Origin of the sequence: Paracoccus sp. SM22M-07 (genome assembly GCF_001887735.1) — a bacterium.
In the GTDB taxonomy this organism is placed as follows: domain Bacteria; phylum Pseudomonadota; class Alphaproteobacteria; order Rhodobacterales; family Rhodobacteraceae; genus Paracoccus.
Window position 1 is genome coordinate 26,235 of record NZ_JPKW01000002.1, and the last position, 16,137, is coordinate 42,371.

The 16,137-nt window shown below is 67.1% G+C and carries 14 protein-coding genes; 9 read left to right on the forward strand and 5 right to left on the reverse strand.

The features are described 5' to 3' along the window. Nucleotides 1-48: 48 nt before the first annotated feature. From gpmI to IE00_RS03405, 4 genes are read left to right on the forward strand one after another with little or no spacing between them, the layout of a single operon-like run. Nucleotides 49-1,563, forward strand: a complete 1,515-nt coding sequence (gene gpmI, locus IE00_RS03390) for a 2,3-bisphosphoglycerate-independent phosphoglycerate mutase (RefSeq protein ID WP_072295960.1) — start codon at nt 49-51, stop codon at nt 1,561-1,563. Then, on the forward strand, nt 1,560-2,744 hold the full coding sequence (locus IE00_RS03395) for a peptidoglycan DD-metalloendopeptidase family protein (protein ID WP_111558510.1): 1,185 nt from the start codon (nt 1,560-1,562) through the stop codon (nt 2,742-2,744). The genes gpmI and IE00_RS03395 overlap by 4 nt, the downstream gene beginning before the upstream one ends. 16 nt (nt 2,745-2,760) lie before the next feature. Beyond that, nucleotides 2,761-4,170 (forward strand): S41 family peptidase, encoded by a 1,410-nt coding sequence (locus tag IE00_RS03400; protein WP_072295688.1) that lies wholly within the window; start codon nt 2,761-2,763, stop codon nt 4,168-4,170. A 2-nt stretch (nt 4,171-4,172) separates the two neighbouring features. Continuing rightward, nucleotides 4,173-4,661 (forward strand): RNA pyrophosphohydrolase, encoded by a 489-nt coding sequence (locus IE00_RS03405; RefSeq protein ID WP_072295689.1) that lies wholly within the window; start codon nt 4,173-4,175, stop codon nt 4,659-4,661. Here IE00_RS03405 and bluB read toward each other — a convergent pair. From bluB to IE00_RS03425, 4 genes are all read right to left on the reverse strand, one after another. Continuing rightward, the gene (gene bluB, locus IE00_RS03410) at nt 4,619-5,332 is read right to left on the reverse strand and encodes a 5,6-dimethylbenzimidazole synthase (RefSeq protein WP_072295690.1); all 714 of its coding nucleotides are present in this window, start codon (nt 5,330-5,332) and stop codon (nt 4,619-4,621) included. The two genes, IE00_RS03405 and bluB, sit on opposite strands and share 43 nt — an antisense overlap. Before the next feature lie 2 nt (nt 5,333-5,334). Further along, nucleotides 5,335-6,603, reverse strand: a complete 1,269-nt coding sequence (locus IE00_RS03415; RefSeq protein ID WP_139291307.1) for a lytic murein transglycosylase — start codon at nt 6,601-6,603, stop codon at nt 5,335-5,337. Nucleotides 6,604-6,688: 85 nt separating this feature from the next. Further along, complete coding sequence (locus IE00_RS03420; protein WP_072295691.1) at nt 6,689-7,021, reverse strand: hypothetical protein; 333 nt, start codon at nt 7,019-7,021, stop codon at nt 6,689-6,691. A gap of 3 nt (nt 7,022-7,024) precedes the next feature. After that, nucleotides 7,025-7,774 carry a DUF421 domain-containing protein gene (locus IE00_RS03425; RefSeq protein WP_072295692.1) on the reverse strand — a complete coding sequence of 250 codons (750 nt, stop codon included), beginning with the start codon at nt 7,772-7,774 and terminating at the stop codon, nt 7,025-7,027. Nucleotides 7,775-7,925: 151 nt separating this feature from the next. Between IE00_RS03425 and IE00_RS03430 the strand changes: the two genes are divergently transcribed. Further along, complete coding sequence (locus IE00_RS03430) at nt 7,926-8,762, forward strand: aldo/keto reductase (RefSeq protein ID WP_072295693.1); 837 nt, start codon at nt 7,926-7,928, stop codon at nt 8,760-8,762. Here IE00_RS03430 and IE00_RS03435 read toward each other — a convergent pair. Further along, a complete protein-coding gene (locus IE00_RS03435) occupies nt 8,744-9,547 on the reverse strand; it encodes an alpha/beta hydrolase (RefSeq protein ID WP_072295694.1) in 804 nt (267 codons plus the stop codon). The two genes, IE00_RS03430 and IE00_RS03435, sit on opposite strands and share 19 nt — an antisense overlap. A gap of 64 nt (nt 9,548-9,611) precedes the next feature. Here IE00_RS03435 and kynU point away from each other — a divergent pair, with 64 nt between their 5' ends. The 4 genes from kynU (at nt 9,612) to IE00_RS03455 (ending at nt 16,102) form a co-directional block, all read left to right on the forward strand. Further along, on the forward strand, nt 9,612-10,799 hold the full coding sequence (gene kynU / locus IE00_RS03440) for a kynureninase (protein ID WP_072295695.1): 1,188 nt from the start codon (nt 9,612-9,614) through the stop codon (nt 10,797-10,799). Nucleotides 10,800-10,866: 67 nt separating this feature from the next. Continuing rightward, the gene (locus tag IE00_RS03445; RefSeq protein ID WP_072295696.1) at nt 10,867-11,952 is read left to right on the forward strand and encodes an efflux RND transporter periplasmic adaptor subunit; all 1,086 of its coding nucleotides are present in this window, start codon (nt 10,867-10,869) and stop codon (nt 11,950-11,952) included. Further along, a complete protein-coding gene (locus tag IE00_RS03450) occupies nt 11,949-13,052 on the forward strand; it encodes an efflux RND transporter periplasmic adaptor subunit (RefSeq protein WP_072295697.1) in 1,104 nt (367 codons plus the stop codon). Before IE00_RS03445 ends, IE00_RS03450 begins: the two co-directional genes overlap by 4 nt. Further along, nucleotides 13,049-16,102, forward strand: coding sequence for an efflux RND transporter permease subunit (locus IE00_RS03455; RefSeq protein ID WP_072295698.1), 3,054 nt, complete (start codon nt 13,049-13,051; stop codon nt 16,100-16,102). Before IE00_RS03450 ends, IE00_RS03455 begins: the two co-directional genes overlap by 4 nt. Nucleotides 16,103-16,137: the final 35 nt, after the last annotated feature.

A 16,137-nucleotide genomic window follows, 5' to 3' on the forward strand; every position in this document is an offset into this window, starting at 1 on the left:
GCCGTCGCGCCTTCGCCCGCGTATGAGGGGGAAAACCGCGAGGCAATCATGACCAAACCCGTGATCCTGTGCATTCTTGACGGCTGGGGCCTCTCCGACCGTCCCGAACAGAGCGCACCCGACCAGGCCGCGACGCCCCATTTCGACCGCCTGATGCGCGACTGCCCGAACGCGACGCTGGTGACCTATGGTCCCGATGTGGGTCTGCCGCGCGGCCAGATGGGCAATTCCGAGGTCGGCCACACCAATATCGGTGCCGGGCGCGTGGTCGCCATGGATCTGGGCCAGATCGATCTGGCCATCGAGGAAGGCAGCTTTGGCCGCAACGACGCGCTGCTGGATTTCATCGACCGGATGAAGGCCTCGGGCGGGACGGCGCATGTCATGGGTGTCGTGTCCGATGGCGGGGTTCACGGCCACCTGCAGCACATGCAGGCCGCCGTGCGGATCATCAGCGAGGCGGGCGTGCCGGTCGTCATCCATGCCATCACCGACGGGCGCGACGTGGCGCCCAGTTCGGCCCATGGCTATCTGACCGAATTGCAGGGCGCGATGCCGAGGGGTGCGCGGATCGGCACCGTGATCGGACGTTATTTCGCGATGGACCGCGACAACCGCTGGGACCGGGTCGAATGCGCCTTCGGGGCGATCGTCGCGGGCCGGGGGCAGGACGTCCCCACGGCCGAGGATGCCGTCGTCGCCGCCTATGCCGATGGCAAGACCGATGAATTCATCCCGCCCTTCGTCATCGACGGCTATAACGGGGCGCAGGACGGGGACGGGCTGTTCTGCCTGAACTTCCGCGCCGACCGCGCGCGCGAGATCCTGTCGGCGCTGGCCGATCCCGAATTCGACGCCTTTGACGCCAGCGACCGTCCCGAATGGGCGGGTGTGCTGGGCATGGTCGATTACAGCAGCCGCCATACCGATTTCATGCAGACCGCATATCCCAAGACGCAGGTGGTCAACACCCTGGGCGCATGGGTCGCGGCCCAGGGCCTGCGCCAGTTCCGTCTGGCCGAGACCGAGAAATATCCCCATGTCACCTTCTTCCTGAACGGCGGCAAGGAAACCCCCGAAGAGGGCGAGGACCGGCACATGCCGCAAAGCCCCAAGGTCGCGACCTATGACATGGCCCCCGAAATGGCCGCGGTCGAGGTTGCCGACAAGCTGGTCGAGGTGATCGGCGCGGGCTATGACCTGATCGTGGTGAATTTCGCCAACCCCGACATGGTGGGCCACACCGGCAGCCTTCAGGCCGCCGCCCGCGCCTGCGAGGCCGTGGACCAAGGCCTGGGGCGCATGCTGGCGGCGCTGGACAAGGTCGGCGGTGCCGCCGTCATCTGCGCCGATCACGGCAATTGCGAACAGATGATCGATCCTGAAACCGGCAATGCCCATACGGCCCATACGCTGAACCCGGTGCCGGTCATCGTCTATGGCGGCCCTGCGGGCGCATCGGTGCGCGACGGTCGCCTGGCCGATCTGGCGCCCACGGTCCTGGACCTGATGGGCCTGTCCCTGCCACCCCAGATGACCGGCGAAAGTCTGATCACCCGATGATGCCCCGCGCCCTTGCCGCCGTCCTGGCCTGCGCCATGGCGCTGATGTCGCCCGCCCATGCACAGGACGGGATCAACCCGGCCAACCAGGCGGTGCGCGACGCCGAAGGCGCCGCGGCCATGCTGCGCGCATCCATCGGGGAACTGGCCGATGCGGTCACCGCCGATGATCAGGTCGTTGCCCTGACCGAGGTGATCCGCGGATACGAGATGGGCCTAGCCGCCCTGCGCGACGGCCTGCGCCAAGCCAGCGCCCGCGAGGCCGAATTGCGGGCCCGCTTCGATGCGCAGCGTGACCAGCTGGGGCAGGTGCTGGGGGCGATGACCGCCCTGCAGCAAAGCCCCGAGAGCACGATGCTGTTGCATCCCGCGGGCGCACTGGCCAATGCGCGGTCGGCGATGCTGCTGTCGGGCGTCACGCCCGGCCTGCGCGCCGAGGCCGAGGCCCTGCAGGGCGATCTGGACGAAATCGCCACCGTGCGGGAATTGCAGGCCAATGCGGCGGGCATGCTGGGATCGGGGCTTGCCTCGGTCCAGGAGGCGCGCCGTCTGCTGTCCAGCGCCGTCACCGACCGCAGTTCCATGCCGGTGCGCTTTGCCGAGGACCCCGAGGAGCTGAGCGCCCTGCGCGAGGCCGCCCAGACCCTGGACGATTTCGCCACCGGCATCGCCAAGATGGAAAAGGACGTCGGCGCGCCCATGGAGGATTTCGAAAGCGCCCAAGGCAGCCTGCGGCTGCCGGTCGTGGGATCGGTGGTGCGGCCCTATGACGAACCCGACGCCGCGGGCGTCACGCGCCCCGGCTGGGTCATCGCCACGGCCCCCGCCGCGCTGGTCCAGACGCCTTGGCCTGCGACGATCCGCTATCGCGGTCCTTTCCTGGATTACGGCAATGTGATGATCGTCGAGCCGGCGCGCGGCTATCTTATGATCTTTGCGGGGCTCGCCCAGGTCTTCGGAGAGGTGGGCGATGTCCTGAAGGCCGGTGATCCCGTCGGCCTGATGGGGGGCGCCGAGGCGCCCGCGCAGGAATTCGGATCGCAATTCGTCGCGGATGCCGCCCGCGGCGATCAGGCCGGACGCAGTGAATCGCTGTATCTTGAACTGCGGCAGGGCAATGAAACGCTGGACCCGGCAGACTGGTTCGTGCTGAATCCATTCGTCGACCCGCAACAGGACTGAGGCAGGAAAGGCCGCCATGAGACATTATCTGATCGCAGGACTGGGGGGTGTGCTTGCGGGGGCGCTGGCAACGACCCAGATCGCCGGACCGCTTATGGCGCAGGAATCCGGGCGCAACACCGCCACCTATGAACAGCTCGAGCTGTTCGGCAACATCTTCGAACGCATCCGCGCCGATTACGTCGAGGCCCCCGACGACAAGGAACTGGTCGAGGCCGCGATCAATGGCATGCTGACCTCGCTTGATCCGCATTCCAGCTTCCTGTCGGCGGACGCCTATTCCGACATGCAGACCCAGACCCGTGGCAGCTTCGGCGGCCTGGGCATCGAGGTCAGCCAGGAGGAGGGCATGGTCAAGGTCGTGTCCCCGATCGACGACACCCCCGCCGCCGAGGCGGGCGTCCAGTCGGGCGATTTCATCACCCATGTGAACGGCGAATCGCTGTTGGGCCTGAACCTGGACGAGGCGGTCGAGATGATGCGCGGCCCGGTCGGGTCCGAGATCACCATCACCATCCTGCGCGAGGGCGAGACCGAGCCCTTCGACCTGACCATGGCCCGCGACACGATCAAGCTGACCGTCGTGCGGTCGCGCGTCGAGGGCCATGCCGTCGTCCTGCGCGTCTCGACCTTCAACGACGAGACCTATGATGCACTGAAGACCGAGCTGGCCAAGGCCGTCGAGGAAGCGGGCGGCATCGACAGGGTCACGGGCTTCGTCTTGGACCTGCGCAACAACCCCGGCGGATTGCTGAACCAAGCGATCAGCGTCAGCGACGCCTTCCTGGATGCAGGCGAAATCGTCAGCACCCGCGGCCGCAACCCCGATGAGAGTGAACGCTGGAACGCCGAGGAAGGCGATCTGGCCGAAGGCAAGCCGATGGTCGTCCTGACCAATGGCGGCTCGGCCAGCGCGTCGGAGATCGTGGCCGGTGCGCTGCAGGACCATCGCCGCGCCATCGTCGTGGGCGAGAAATCCTTTGGCAAGGGCAGCGTCCAGACCGTGATGCCCGTCACTTCGGACAGCGCGATCCGGCTGACCACGGCGCGTTACTATACGCCGTCGGGTCGGTCGATCCAGTCATTGGGCATCCAGCCCGACATCCTGGTCGCCCAACCCACACCCGCCCAGCCCGAGGAAGAGGAAGAATCGCGCACCAACAGCAGCTTCAGCCGTTCCGAGGCGGATCTGCGCGGTGCCCTGGGCAATGACATCAGCGATGACGACCGCCAGCAGATCGAGGACGAGGCCGCCGAGGTCGAGGCGACCGCCGCCCTGCGCGACGAGGATTACCAGCTGGCCTATGCGGTCGACATCCTGAAGGGCCTGGCCGCCGTCAGTTTCAGCGCCGACGACGTGCCCGCCGCCGAAACCCCGGCCGCCAATGCCGAACCGGCCGCGAATGACGACGCGGACAAGGGATAAGCATGATGAATGACCGGACGGGGCCGATGGGCCTGCCCTATCGGCCCTGTGCGGGCGTGGTGCTGATCAATGGTGACGGGCTGGTCTTTGCGGGCCAGCGCATCGACACGCCCGATGCCTGGCAGATGCCCCAAGGGGGCATCGATGCGGGCGAAACCTTCCATCAGGCCGCCCTGCGCGAACTGGTCGAGGAAACCGGCGTGTCCACCGACAAGGTCGAGATCCTGGCCGAGACGCCCGACTGGGTCTATTACGACCTGCCACCGCATCTGCTGGGCAAGGCCTGGAAGGGGCGGTTCTGCGGGCAGCGCCAGAAATGGCTGCTGCTGCGGTTCAAGGGTCAGGATGGCGACGTGAACATCGCCACCGACCACCCGGAATTCGACCGCTGGCAATGGATGCGGCCCGACGATCTGCTGGACAGCATCGTGCCCTTCAAGCGGCAGGTCTATGCCGAGGTGCTGGACATCTTTCGCGACAGGTTGGCCTGAGGGCCGTCCCAGCTGTCCTCCAGCACCAGGTCGCGCAAGGGCAGGCGTTCGGCCCAGCCCCGCGCCTGCAGTTCGGGTTCCTGGTACAGCTCCGCCACATGGCCGATGCACAGATAGGCCACCGGCACGACATGGTCGGGCAGGCGCAGGATGGACCGCAGGTCGTCTTCGCGAAAGATGCTGACCCAACCGACGCCGACGCCTTCGGCGCGTGCCGCCAGCCACAGGTTCTGGACGGCGCAGACGGTGGAATAAAGATCCGTCGCCCGGTCATGGGTGCGCCCCAGCACATGGTCGCCGCCGCGGCTGCGGTCGCAGGTAATGCACAGATTGACCGGCGCCTGCAGGATCCCCTGCAGCTTCAGCGATGAATAGAGCGCCTTGCGGTCGGGAAATCTGTCCGCGGCCTCGGCATTGGCCCGGACAAAGGCATCGTGCAGGCGCTGTCGCACAGCCATGTCGCGCAGCAGAATGAAATTCCAGGGCTGCGACAGGCCGACCGATGGTGCGTCATGGGCGGCCTGCAACAGGCGCAGCAGCAGGTCGGGCTCGATCGGATCGGGCAGGAACTGGCTGCGCACGTCGCGGCGCGACCGGATCGCGCGATAGACGGCGGCGCGGTCGCTGTCGGAAAACGGCCCCGCGGGTGCGGGGCCGGTATCGTCCGTCATGGTCAACCGCGCAGCTGACCCAGAAGGATCGAGGTCGGATAGCCGTCGGGCGTCGCGCCGATCGAACGCTGGAACGCCGCCACGGCCTCCATCGTGCCCGACCCGAACAGCCCGTCGATCTCGCCGTCATAGAAGCCCCGGCGCTTCAGCAGCACCTGGATCTCCTGGCGTTCGGCGGTCGAAAGGGGACGGTCGCTGCGCGGCCAGGCCCCCTGGATGCCCGAACGACCGGCGATGCGTTCGCCCAGATAGGCCACACCAAGCGCATAATTGTCCGAGTTGTTGTAGCGCAGGATCGACCGGAAGTTGTCGGTGATGAAGAAGGCCGGGCCGCGAGCCCCCGCCGGCATGATGATCGAGCCGTTGCCCGCCGGCAGACCGCCGCCCGACATCGTGCGCACGCCCTGTGCCGACCAGTCGCCGGCCGAGCGGCGCGTGCCCTTGCCGATCAGGCCCATGTTGAAGTTCGCGGGCAGCTGCACCTCGGCGCCCCAGGTCTGGCCGCGCTGCCAGCCGCTGCGGGCCAGATAGGCGGCGGTCGATGCCAGCGCGTCGGTCGGATCGTCCGACCAGATGTCGCGGCGGCCGTCGCCGGTGAAATCGACCGCATATTCGAGATAGGATGTCGGCATGAACTGGGTGTGGCCCATCGCGCCCGCCCAGCTGCCCAGCATGTGTTCGGGATCGGTGTCGCCCGCCTGCAGGATCTGCAGGGCCGCGATCAGCTGGTTCTGAAACATCTCTCCGCGACGCCCGTCATAGGCCAGCGTCGTCAGCGAGGGGATGATCTGCATCTTGCCGCGGTTGCCGCCGAAATTGGATTCCATGCCCCAGACGGCCAGCACGATCTCGCGCGGGACGCCGTATTGCGCTTCGATCCGCGACAGGGTCGAGGACAGCTGGGCGTTCTTTTCGCGCCCCGTGCTGATGCGCACATCCGACACGGCGCTGTCGAGATAGAGCCAGACCGGGCGCGAGAATTCCGACTGCTTGCGGTCCAGGCGGATCACGTCGGGATTGTACTGGGCGATGCGCATGGCGCGATCATAGGTCGCAGGCGAGATGCCCGAGGACAGCGCGCGCGGACGGAAGCTTTGGACGAAACGCTGCAGACCGGCCTCGTCGGCGGCCGAGGCTGCGGGAATCGCCGTCGGCGTGACCGAGGAATATCCCGCCGAAGGGCCGGATGCGGGCATGCGCGACACCGGCGATGCGCAGGACGCCAGTGCCCCGATCAGGGCGGTGGACAGGAAAATGCGGGAAATGCTCATGGATGATCGCCTGTTCGTGACTGCTCGGGTTATTGTTGTGAACAGTCTAACCGAAGGCGATACCCATGGGTAGGGCAAGTGGGCGTCAGTGGCGCGGCTTGTCCTGCGCGGCCTCGTCGCCGAAATAGGGCGTCATCTGCGCGATGATGACCGAGTTTTCCGCCAGCGCGCGATCCATCAGGTCGCGTTCGTCCTGGTCGATCTCGTGACCTTCGGCCAGGCGTTCCTCCAGCGTGCCGTATCCGGTCACGTCCAGCGGCGCCATGTCGGCCTGCTTGAGGATGGCCACGGTCTCGCGGACGGCCTCGGCCTCGTCGGTTCCGGCGGCAAAGCAGACAAGCCCCGCCCCCGTCGCGCCCTTGGGCAGGCCGTCGCCGGTCCGGCGTCCCAGTTCGACCACAAGCGTAAAGACCTTCATGCGTCACTCCATCGGCTTACTGCTGCCCTTCAACTCATCATCGATGCCCGGGGGCCATTCCGGTGCCTGCCAAGTCTGCCCGTCGCAATTGCCGCAACGGCCACGGGTGGCGATGATTTGCGCGCCGGTCGGCGTGCCGCAGATGCCACAGCATGTCTGACCGTCCATCGCAAGTGGCTTGTCCTCGGCGGGGGCGGGGTTCAGCAGGTGCTGCGGCGGCACCAGCGACAGGCCGGGACGCGGCGGATGGGCGCGAAAGACCGACAGACCGCCGCCCGCCTCCAGATAGGCCACGCGCAGTTCGCCCAGGTTCTCGACCCCGGCAAGGCGCAGCATGGACTTGATTTCCGCAATGCCCAGATCGCGGTGGCTCATGGCGTCCAGCAGGATATGCCCGTCGCGGACCAGGGCGATGGGACAGCCGTCCAATGTCCGCTTGGCACGGTCGAACCGGACGATCAGGCGGTCCAGCACCTTGTTGATGAAGACGACCGTGGTGACGACCGCCATCGCGGCCAGCAGCGGCACCTCGGGATAGAACATCGCGTCGCCCACGGCCGAACCCAGCGCGATGACCAGCAGGAATTCCACCAGCGACAGCTGCGCCACGCCCCGACCGCCGATCCAGCGCAGCATGACCAGGGTATAGAGATAGATCAGGACGGTGCGGAACAGGATCTCGGCATAGAACAGCGGCGGCTGTTCGCCGATGAACATGCGGACAAGATCGAAGGGGATGACCGGTTGGTCCATGTGATGCCTTTCGTGGCGCGCCTCGGAAAACCTTGGGTCTGGGCCGAGGGTTCCGTGCGAGGATGGGGGTCACGGAAAATTGCCGCAGGGGAAATGCTGGACCCCAACCCTGCCTAACGCGTTGTCTGCCGCAACGAAAGGAGCAGCCGTCATGACCCAACCGATGATGACACTGAACGATGGCCAGGAAATGCCCCAGCTGGGCACCGGCATCTGGCAGATCGACGACGCCAAGACCCCCGAGGTCGTCACGCAGGCGTTGAAGACCGGCTATCGCCTGATCGACGGTGCGGCCGCCTACAAGAACGAACGCGGCATGGGCGAGGGTATCCGCGCATCCGGCGTGCCCCGCGACCAGATCTTCGTCACCTCGAAACTGTGGAACGACGCTCAGGGTTACGACCAGGCGCTGCGCGCCTTCGACCAGACGATGACGCGCACGGGTCTGGAAAAACTGGACCTGTTCCTGATCCACTGGCCGCTGCCCCGGCTGGACGCCTATGTCGACACCTGGAAGGCGCTAATCCGCCTGCGCGAGGAAGGCCGCGTCACCTCGATCGGGGTGGCGAATTTCCACGAAGACCACCTGCAGCGCCTGATCGACGAAACCGGCGTCACGCCCGCGCTGAACCAGATCGAGCTGCATCCCTCGCTGGCGCAGGCAAAGATGCGCGCGGTGAACAAGCGCCTGGGCATCGTCACCCAAAGCTGGACCCCCTTGGGTCGCGGCGACAGCTTTGACGCCCCCGCCGTCACCCAGATCGCGGAGCGGCTGGATCGCAGCCCCGCGCAGGTCATCCTGCGCTGGCATATCCAGCACGGGCTGTCGGTCATTCCAAAATCGGAACATGCCGACCGCCTGGCGCAGAACTTTGCCGCGCTGGAGTTCGAGCTGAGCGCGGATGACATGGCCGCGCTGGACCGGCTGGACAACAACCACCGCACCGGCCCGGACCCCGACGAGTTCGACTATCGCGAGCCGCTGTAACCCAGCAGCCGTTCCATCAGCGGGCTGTCGGGGCGGCGCAACGCCTCGACCACGCTGAAGTGATGATCGCCCGGGGCCGTGACGCAATCCGTCGCGGCCCCAAGGCCCGCCCAGATATCGGCCAGAAGCCGCGCCTGGCGCAGGAATTCCGGCCGTTCGGACCCGCCGACCCAGGTGGTGACGGGAATGCCCTGCACCGGGGTCAGCAGGGCGGGGCTTTCGGACGCGGCCTCCGTGGCGTCGATCCGCAGCGTCTGGTTCATCTGCGTGCGCATCAGGGGCCGAAGATCCGTCAACGGAGAGATCGGCACGCAGGCGGTCACCCGCGCCAGCACCGCCGCAGGCAGGGTCCCGTCATCGCAGATCATCCGTGCCGCCAGATGCCCGCCCGCCGAATGGCCGCTGATGGCGATGGGGCCCGCAATGCGGTCGGCGGCCAGGGCGATCTGTTCCGTGACCTGGGTCGTCATCTGCGCGATGCGGGCGTCCGGGGCCAGCGCGTAACCCGGCAGCAGCGCCGCCCATCCGGCCTCGATCGCGCCTTGGGCCAGATGCGACCAGACACTGGGGTCGGTCCGCATCCAGTATCCGCCATGGACAAAGACCATCAGCCCGCGCGGTGCCTCCTGAGGCATGAACAGCTGACCACGCCCCAGCTGCAGGGGCGGATGGCGGTCGCGAAAGGCCGCCGCGCTGTGGGGCCAGCTGTCGGCGATGCCCTCCGCGCCCGCGATATGGGCACCGTTGGCATAGGCATCGTCCCAGTCATGCACCTGATAGATCATGGTTTTGCCCCTCTTTCCGGCAGGTGACCCGCCTGCTAGCGTGCCGTCAAGAGGGAGCTTCACGATGACAGATTTCGCCAGGACGCGCGCCGCATTCCACCTGCCGCAGGGGGTGACCTATCTGGACGGCAACTCGCTTGGACCGATGCCCAAGGCGGCGGCGGCCAAGGTTTCCGCGATGATGACCGACGAATGGTCGGAAATGCTGATCACCGGCTGGAACAAGGCCGGATGGTTCGACCAGCCTCGCAAGGTCGGCGACCGCATCGCCCGGCTGATCGGCGCGGGGCCGGGGCAGGTCGTGATGGGGGACACGCTGTCGATCAAGGTCTTTCAGGCCGTCAGCGCCGCGCGCGCCCTGCGCCCCGACCGCCGGGTGATCCTGTCGGATAGCGGGAATTTCCCCTCGGATCTCTATGTCGCCCAGGGGCTGGCGCGTGCCGTCGATGCCGAATTGCGCGTCGTCGCCCCCGAGGATGTCGCCGAGGCCATCACCGACGACGTCGCCGTCACCATGATCACCGAGGTCGATTACCGCACCGGACGCCGTCACGACATGGCGGCGCTGACCGCCAGGGCCCATGCGGCGGGGGCATTGACGGTCTGGGACCTGGCCCATTCGGCGGGGGCGGTCGATGTCGACCTGCTGGGGGCCAAGGCCGACTTCGCGGTCGGCTGCACCTACAAATACCTGAACGGAGGGCCGGGGGCGCCGGCCTTCATCTGGATCAACCCCGCCCATGCCGAGGCCGCGCAGCCGATCCTGCAAGGCTGGATGGGCCATGCCGCGCCCTTCGCCTTTGACCTGGATTATCGCCCCGCGGGCGGCATCGACCGGATGCGCGTCGGCACGCCCCCCGTGATCGCCATGACCGCGCTGGAGGCTGCGCTGGATGTCTGGGACGGCGTGCAGATGGCCGACCTGCGCGCCCGTTCCATCGAGCTGAGCGAGGCCTTCATCAAGGGCGTCGAGGCGCATTGTCCCGACGTCACCCTGCATTCGCCACGCGACCCCGCCCAACGCGGATCGCAGGTCGGCTTCCGCCATCCCCAGGCCTATGCGGTGATGCAGGCGCTGATTGCCGAAGGGGTCATCGGCGATTTCCGCGCGCCCGACGTGCTGCGATTCGGCTTTGCGCCGCTCTATAACGATCTGGACGATGTGGCCCGCGCGGTGGATGTCCTTGCCGCAATCCTGCGCGACGGAACCTGGGACAGAGAGGATTTCCACCGAAAAGCGGCGGTGACCTGAGGGAAAGGGGCTTCCCAAACAGACCGAAAGGCAGGAAACGTCTGATATCGCAACATATCGGTCGATCATGTCGAAACAGATCTTTGGAATTGCCCTTCTGGCTTGGCTGGGCGCCTTTCCGGTGCTGGCGCAGGATGACCCCGACCAGGTCATCCGCGTCCAGATCGAGACCGTCCAGACCGCCCAGTTGAACACCGACATGCAGCTCTCGGGCGAGATCAAGGCCATCGATGCGCTGCAGCTGGGCTTTCGTCAGGGCGGTCGCGTGACCGAGGTCCTGGTGGATCAGGGCGACCGCGTCGTCGCCGGACAGGCGTTGGCGCGGCTGGCCTCGGTCCAGCAGGACCAGGCGTTGAACGTGGCCGAGGCCGGGCTGCTGTCGGCCCGCGCGGGCCAGGACCAGGCGCGGCAGGCCAGCGAACGCGCCGCCGCGCTGTTGTCGCGCGGGGTGGGCACCAAGGCCGCCGCCGATCAGGCCGAACAGGCGCTGTCGCAGGCCGACGGCATCTTGGAGCGTGCGACATCGGCGGTGGACCAGGCGCGGCGCGCGGTCGAGGATGCCGTTCTGCGCGCCCCGCAGGACGCCGTGATCACCACCAAATCCGTCGCGCCGGGGCAGGTCGTGGCGGCCGCCCAGCCCGTCTTCGGCCTGGCGGCGCTGACCGGGCTGGAGGCCGTCTTCCAGGTCGCCGACGATCCGATCCTGCGCGACATCATCGGCACCACGATCCGGCTGGAAACGCTCGAGTTCGAGCGCCCGGCCATGGCCGGCAAGGTGACTGAGGTCTCGCCTTTGGTCGATCCGGAAACCGGCACCGTCACCGTGCGGGCGCGGTTGCAGGATGCGCAGACGGGGACATCGCTTCTGGGGGCCTCGGTCAGGGGCCATCTGGACGTGGCGCTGGATCACGGGACCGAGGTTCCCTGGACCGCCCTGATGCGCAGCGGCGACCAGCCCGCCGTCTGGACCGTGGGCGAGGATGACCGCGTCACCCTGTCGCCGGTCACCGTCAGCCATTTCGGCGATCATTCGGTCTTCATCTCGGACGGGTTGCAGGATGGGCAGCGCGTCGTGGGCGCCGGATCGCAGCTGCTTTACCCCGGTCGGCAGGTCATGGCCGCCGACATGGTGCCGGAAGGGGATCGGGAATGAGATATCTGGCCATCATCTGCGCGACGGTCCTGCTGGCGGGACCCGCATCCGCGCTGTCCCTGCCGTCCTGGCTGGGCGGCGGCGCCCATGCCGAGGCCGAGCCCGAAGGCCCCCCGCGCCCCGTCGTCAGCGTGATCGTGCAGGATCAGGGCGCCGAAGCGCGCTGGATCCCGGGACTGGTGGCGTCGCGCGACCAGGTGGCGCTGGGTTTCCAGACGCTGGGCCGCATGATCGAACGCCCGGTCGAACTGGGCACCATCGTCACCAGGGACCAGGTCCTGGCCGAACTGGACACCGATGACCTGGCCGCCAACACCCGCGCCGCCAGCGCCGCGCTTGACGCGGCCGAGGTCCAGCAGCGCACCGCCGAGGCGACCCTGGCCCGCACCACCGCGCTGGCCGAACGCAACGTTGCATCCGACGCGCAGCTGGAACAGGCCCAGCAGGCCGCGACCGCCGCCGCCGCCGCCGCCGAACAGGCGCGGTCGGAATTGGTGCAGGCGCAGGATGCCGAAGGCTTCGCCCGCATGACCGCGCCTTTCGACGGCGTAATCAGCGCCGTCTATGAAGAACCGGGCGCGGTCGTCAGCGCGGGCCAGCAGGTTCTGCAACTGTCGGCGCAGGACGAAAAGGAGGTCGTCATCGACCTGCCCGAATCGGCGCTGCTGGGGCTGGAGGAGGAGGCGGTCTTCACCGTCTGGCATCGCAACGAACCCCAGACCCAGGTCCCCGCCGTGCTGGACCGCATCGATCCCGTGGCCGACAGCGCGACCCGCACGCGACGTCTGCATCTGCGCCTGCCCCCCGAGGCGGGCTTCCGTCTGGGGTCGCTGGTGCGCGCGCGGTTCGGCAGCGTCGACGACCCGTCGCTTTCCCTGCCGTCCGAGGCGCTTGTCACCGTCGATGACGAAAGCTTCGTCTGGCGCGTGCGCCGCGACGGCGACACGGCCCATGTCGAACAGGTTGCCGTCCAGGCCGCGACCCCGTTCCAGGGCCGCGTCTCGATCACCTCGGGGCTGACCGCCGGCGACGAAATCGTCATCCGCGGCGTGAAATCCCTGACCCAAGACCAGGCCGTGGGCCGGAGGCTGACCCCGTGAAGCGTTTCAACCTGTCCGACTGGGCCCTGCATCACCGCAGCTTCGTGTGGTTCCTGCTGCTGCTGTCGATGTTCGCGGGCTTTCTCAGCTATCAGTCCCTGGGGCGCGAAGAAGACCCCGATTTCACCATCAAGACGATGATCATCGGCGCGGCCCTTCCCGGTGCCACCACCGACGAGACGTTGAAGCAGGTGACCACCCGCATCGAGACCAAGCTGGAGGAGCTGGACGAGCTGGACTTCACGCGCTCGGTCACGATGCCGGGGCAGGCGGTCGTCTATGTCGAACTGGACCCCACCACCCGCGCCAATGTCGTCCCCGAAGTCTGGAAGCGTGTCCGCCAGATGATGTCGGATATCCGGCCCGAATTCCCCCAGGAATTTGCGGGCTTTCAGTTCAACGACAATTTCGGTGATGTCTTCGGCAACATCTATGCCTTCACCGCCGACGGCTTTACCCCGCGCGAATTGCGCGACCGGGTCGAGGATATCCGCAAGCAGGTCGCCGCCCTGGATCTGGCCGGCAAGACCGAACTGCTGGGCGAACAGGAGGAGGAGGTCTTTCTGGAGTTTTCCGCCGCGCGCCTGGCGGCCCTGGGGCTGAACCAGCAGCAGGTTCTGGGCACGCTGGCCCAGCAGAATGCCATCGCGCCTTCGGGCGTCATCCAGTCCGGTCCCGAACGGGTGCTGGTGCGCGTCGGCGGCCAGTTCGACGATGCCAGCGCCATCGAGGCCGTGAACCTGCGCGTCGGCGAACGGTTCTTCAACCTGGCCGACGTGGCCACCATCACCCGCGGCTATGCCGACCCGCCGGAATCGCTGTTCCGCTATCAGGGGGAACAGGCGATCGGGTTGCAGATCGGCATGCGCAAGGGCGGCAACATCCTGGAATTCGGCGAGGAACTGGACGCGCTGATGGACCAGATCGCGGCCGACCTGCCCATCGGCATCAAGATGTCGAAATTCGCCGACCAGCCCCACGTCGTCGAGGAAGCCGTGGGCCATTTCGTCAAGGCCCTGGCCGAGGCCGTGGGCATCGTCCTGATCGTCAGCTTCGTCAGCCTGGGGCTGCGCGCGGGCCTGGTGGTGACGCTGACCATCCCGCTGTGCCTGGCGATCACCTTCGTCATCCTCGAGGTCTATGGCATCACGCTGCAGCGGATCTCGCTTGGGGCGCTGATCATCGCGCTTGGCCTGCTGGTCGATGACGCGATGATCGCGATCGAGACGATGATCTCGCGGCTGGAGATCGGCGAGACGCTGACCGATGCGGCCAGCTATGCCTGGACCTCGATCGCCTTTCCGATGCTGACTGGGACGCTGGTGACGGTGGCGGGCTTTATCCCCATCGGGCTGAACAATTCGGCGGCGGGGGAATTCACCTTCTCGCTCTTTGTCGTGATCGCGGTATCGCTGACGGTTTCATGGATCGTCGCGGTGCTGTTCGCGCCGCTTCTGGGGGTGACCTTCCTGTCCTCCAAGATGGCCCATGCCCATAGCGGACCGGGCCGCCTGCGCCGCGCCTTCCATTCCCTTCTGCGCAAGGCCATGCGGTTCAAGTGGATCACCATCGCCGTGACGCTGGCCATGTTCTTCGTGTCGCTCTGGGGGATGCAGTTCGTGGAACAGCAGTTCTTCCCGACTTCGGACCGGACCGAGGTGCTGATCGACATCAATGAACGCCAGAACGCCTCCATCGCGCGGACCACGGCCGACATGGACCGGCTGGAACAAACCCTGGCGGGCGACGAGGACGTGCTGTTCTGGACATCCTATGTCGGACAGGGCGCGCCGCGCTTCGTGCTGTCGATGGATGTCCCGACCGCCGGCCCGCATATGGGCCAGATCGTCATCCAGACCCCCGATCTGGCGGCGCGCGACCGCGTCAAGGCGCGGCTGACCGACCTTGCGCGGTCCGAATTCGCGGGCGTCGACATCTATATCAAGAACCTGGAAATCGGGCCGCCGGTCGGCAAGCCCGTGCAATACCGCGTCAGCGCGCCCGATCCCGATGCCGCCCGCGATGCCGCGCGCGGGTTGGCCACCGTCCTGTCGGGCGAATCCCGCCTGCAGGACATCGCGCTGGATTGGAACGAACCCGCGCGCATGGTCCGCCTAAATGTCGATCAGGATCAGGCCCGCCAGCTGGGCGTGACGAACGGCGACATTTCCGAGGCGCTCTCGGCCATCTTCAACGGCGTCCAGGTGACCCAGCTGCGTGACGACATCTTCCTGGTGGACGTCATCGCGCGCGGCCAGGCCGATGACCGCCAGTCGCTGGATTCGATCCGGAACCTGCAGATGAACCTGGCCGACGGGCGCACCATCCCGCTGGCCGCGCTGGTCACGCTGGAATATGGCACCGAACAGCCGCTGATCCTGCAACGCGACGGTCTGCCCACGGTCACCGTCAAGGCGGGCATCGCCACCAAGGACCAGCCTGCCACCCTTGTCACCGCGCTGGCCGACCGCGTGGCGGAATACCAGGCGACCCTGGCTCCGGGCGTCAAGGTTGTGGTCGGCGGCACGGTCGAAAGCTCGGCCGACAGCCAAGCGCCCATCGCGGCGGTGGTGCCGGTCATGCTGTTGATCATGGCGGTGCTGGTCATGGCCCAGATGCAAAGCTTCCGCCTGTCGCTGATCGTCTTCGCTGCCGCCCCCTTGGGGCTGATCGGCGTGGTGGCGGTGCTGGTGCCCTTCGGCGTGCCGATGGGCTTCGTGGCCATCTTGGGGATCTTGGCGCTGATCGGCATCCTGATCCGCAACTCGATCATCTTGGTGCATGAAATCCAAGAACTGCTGCACAAGGGCAGGTCCCGGTGGGATGCCGTCTTCGAAGCTTCGGACAGCCGCGCCCGCCCGATCCTGCTGACGGCGGCGGCGGCGTCGCTGGCGCTGATCCCGATCTCGCGCCAAGTCTTCTGGGGGCCGATGGCCTTTGCCATGATGGGGGGCATCATCGCGGGAACGCTGGTGACGCTGGTCTTCGTCCCGGCGCTCTATTGTGCTGTGTTCCGCGTCCGGGTCCCCAAGGGCGATCAGGCGCCGTGATGGCGTCCATGCCGGGGGCGATACCCTCGGGGGGT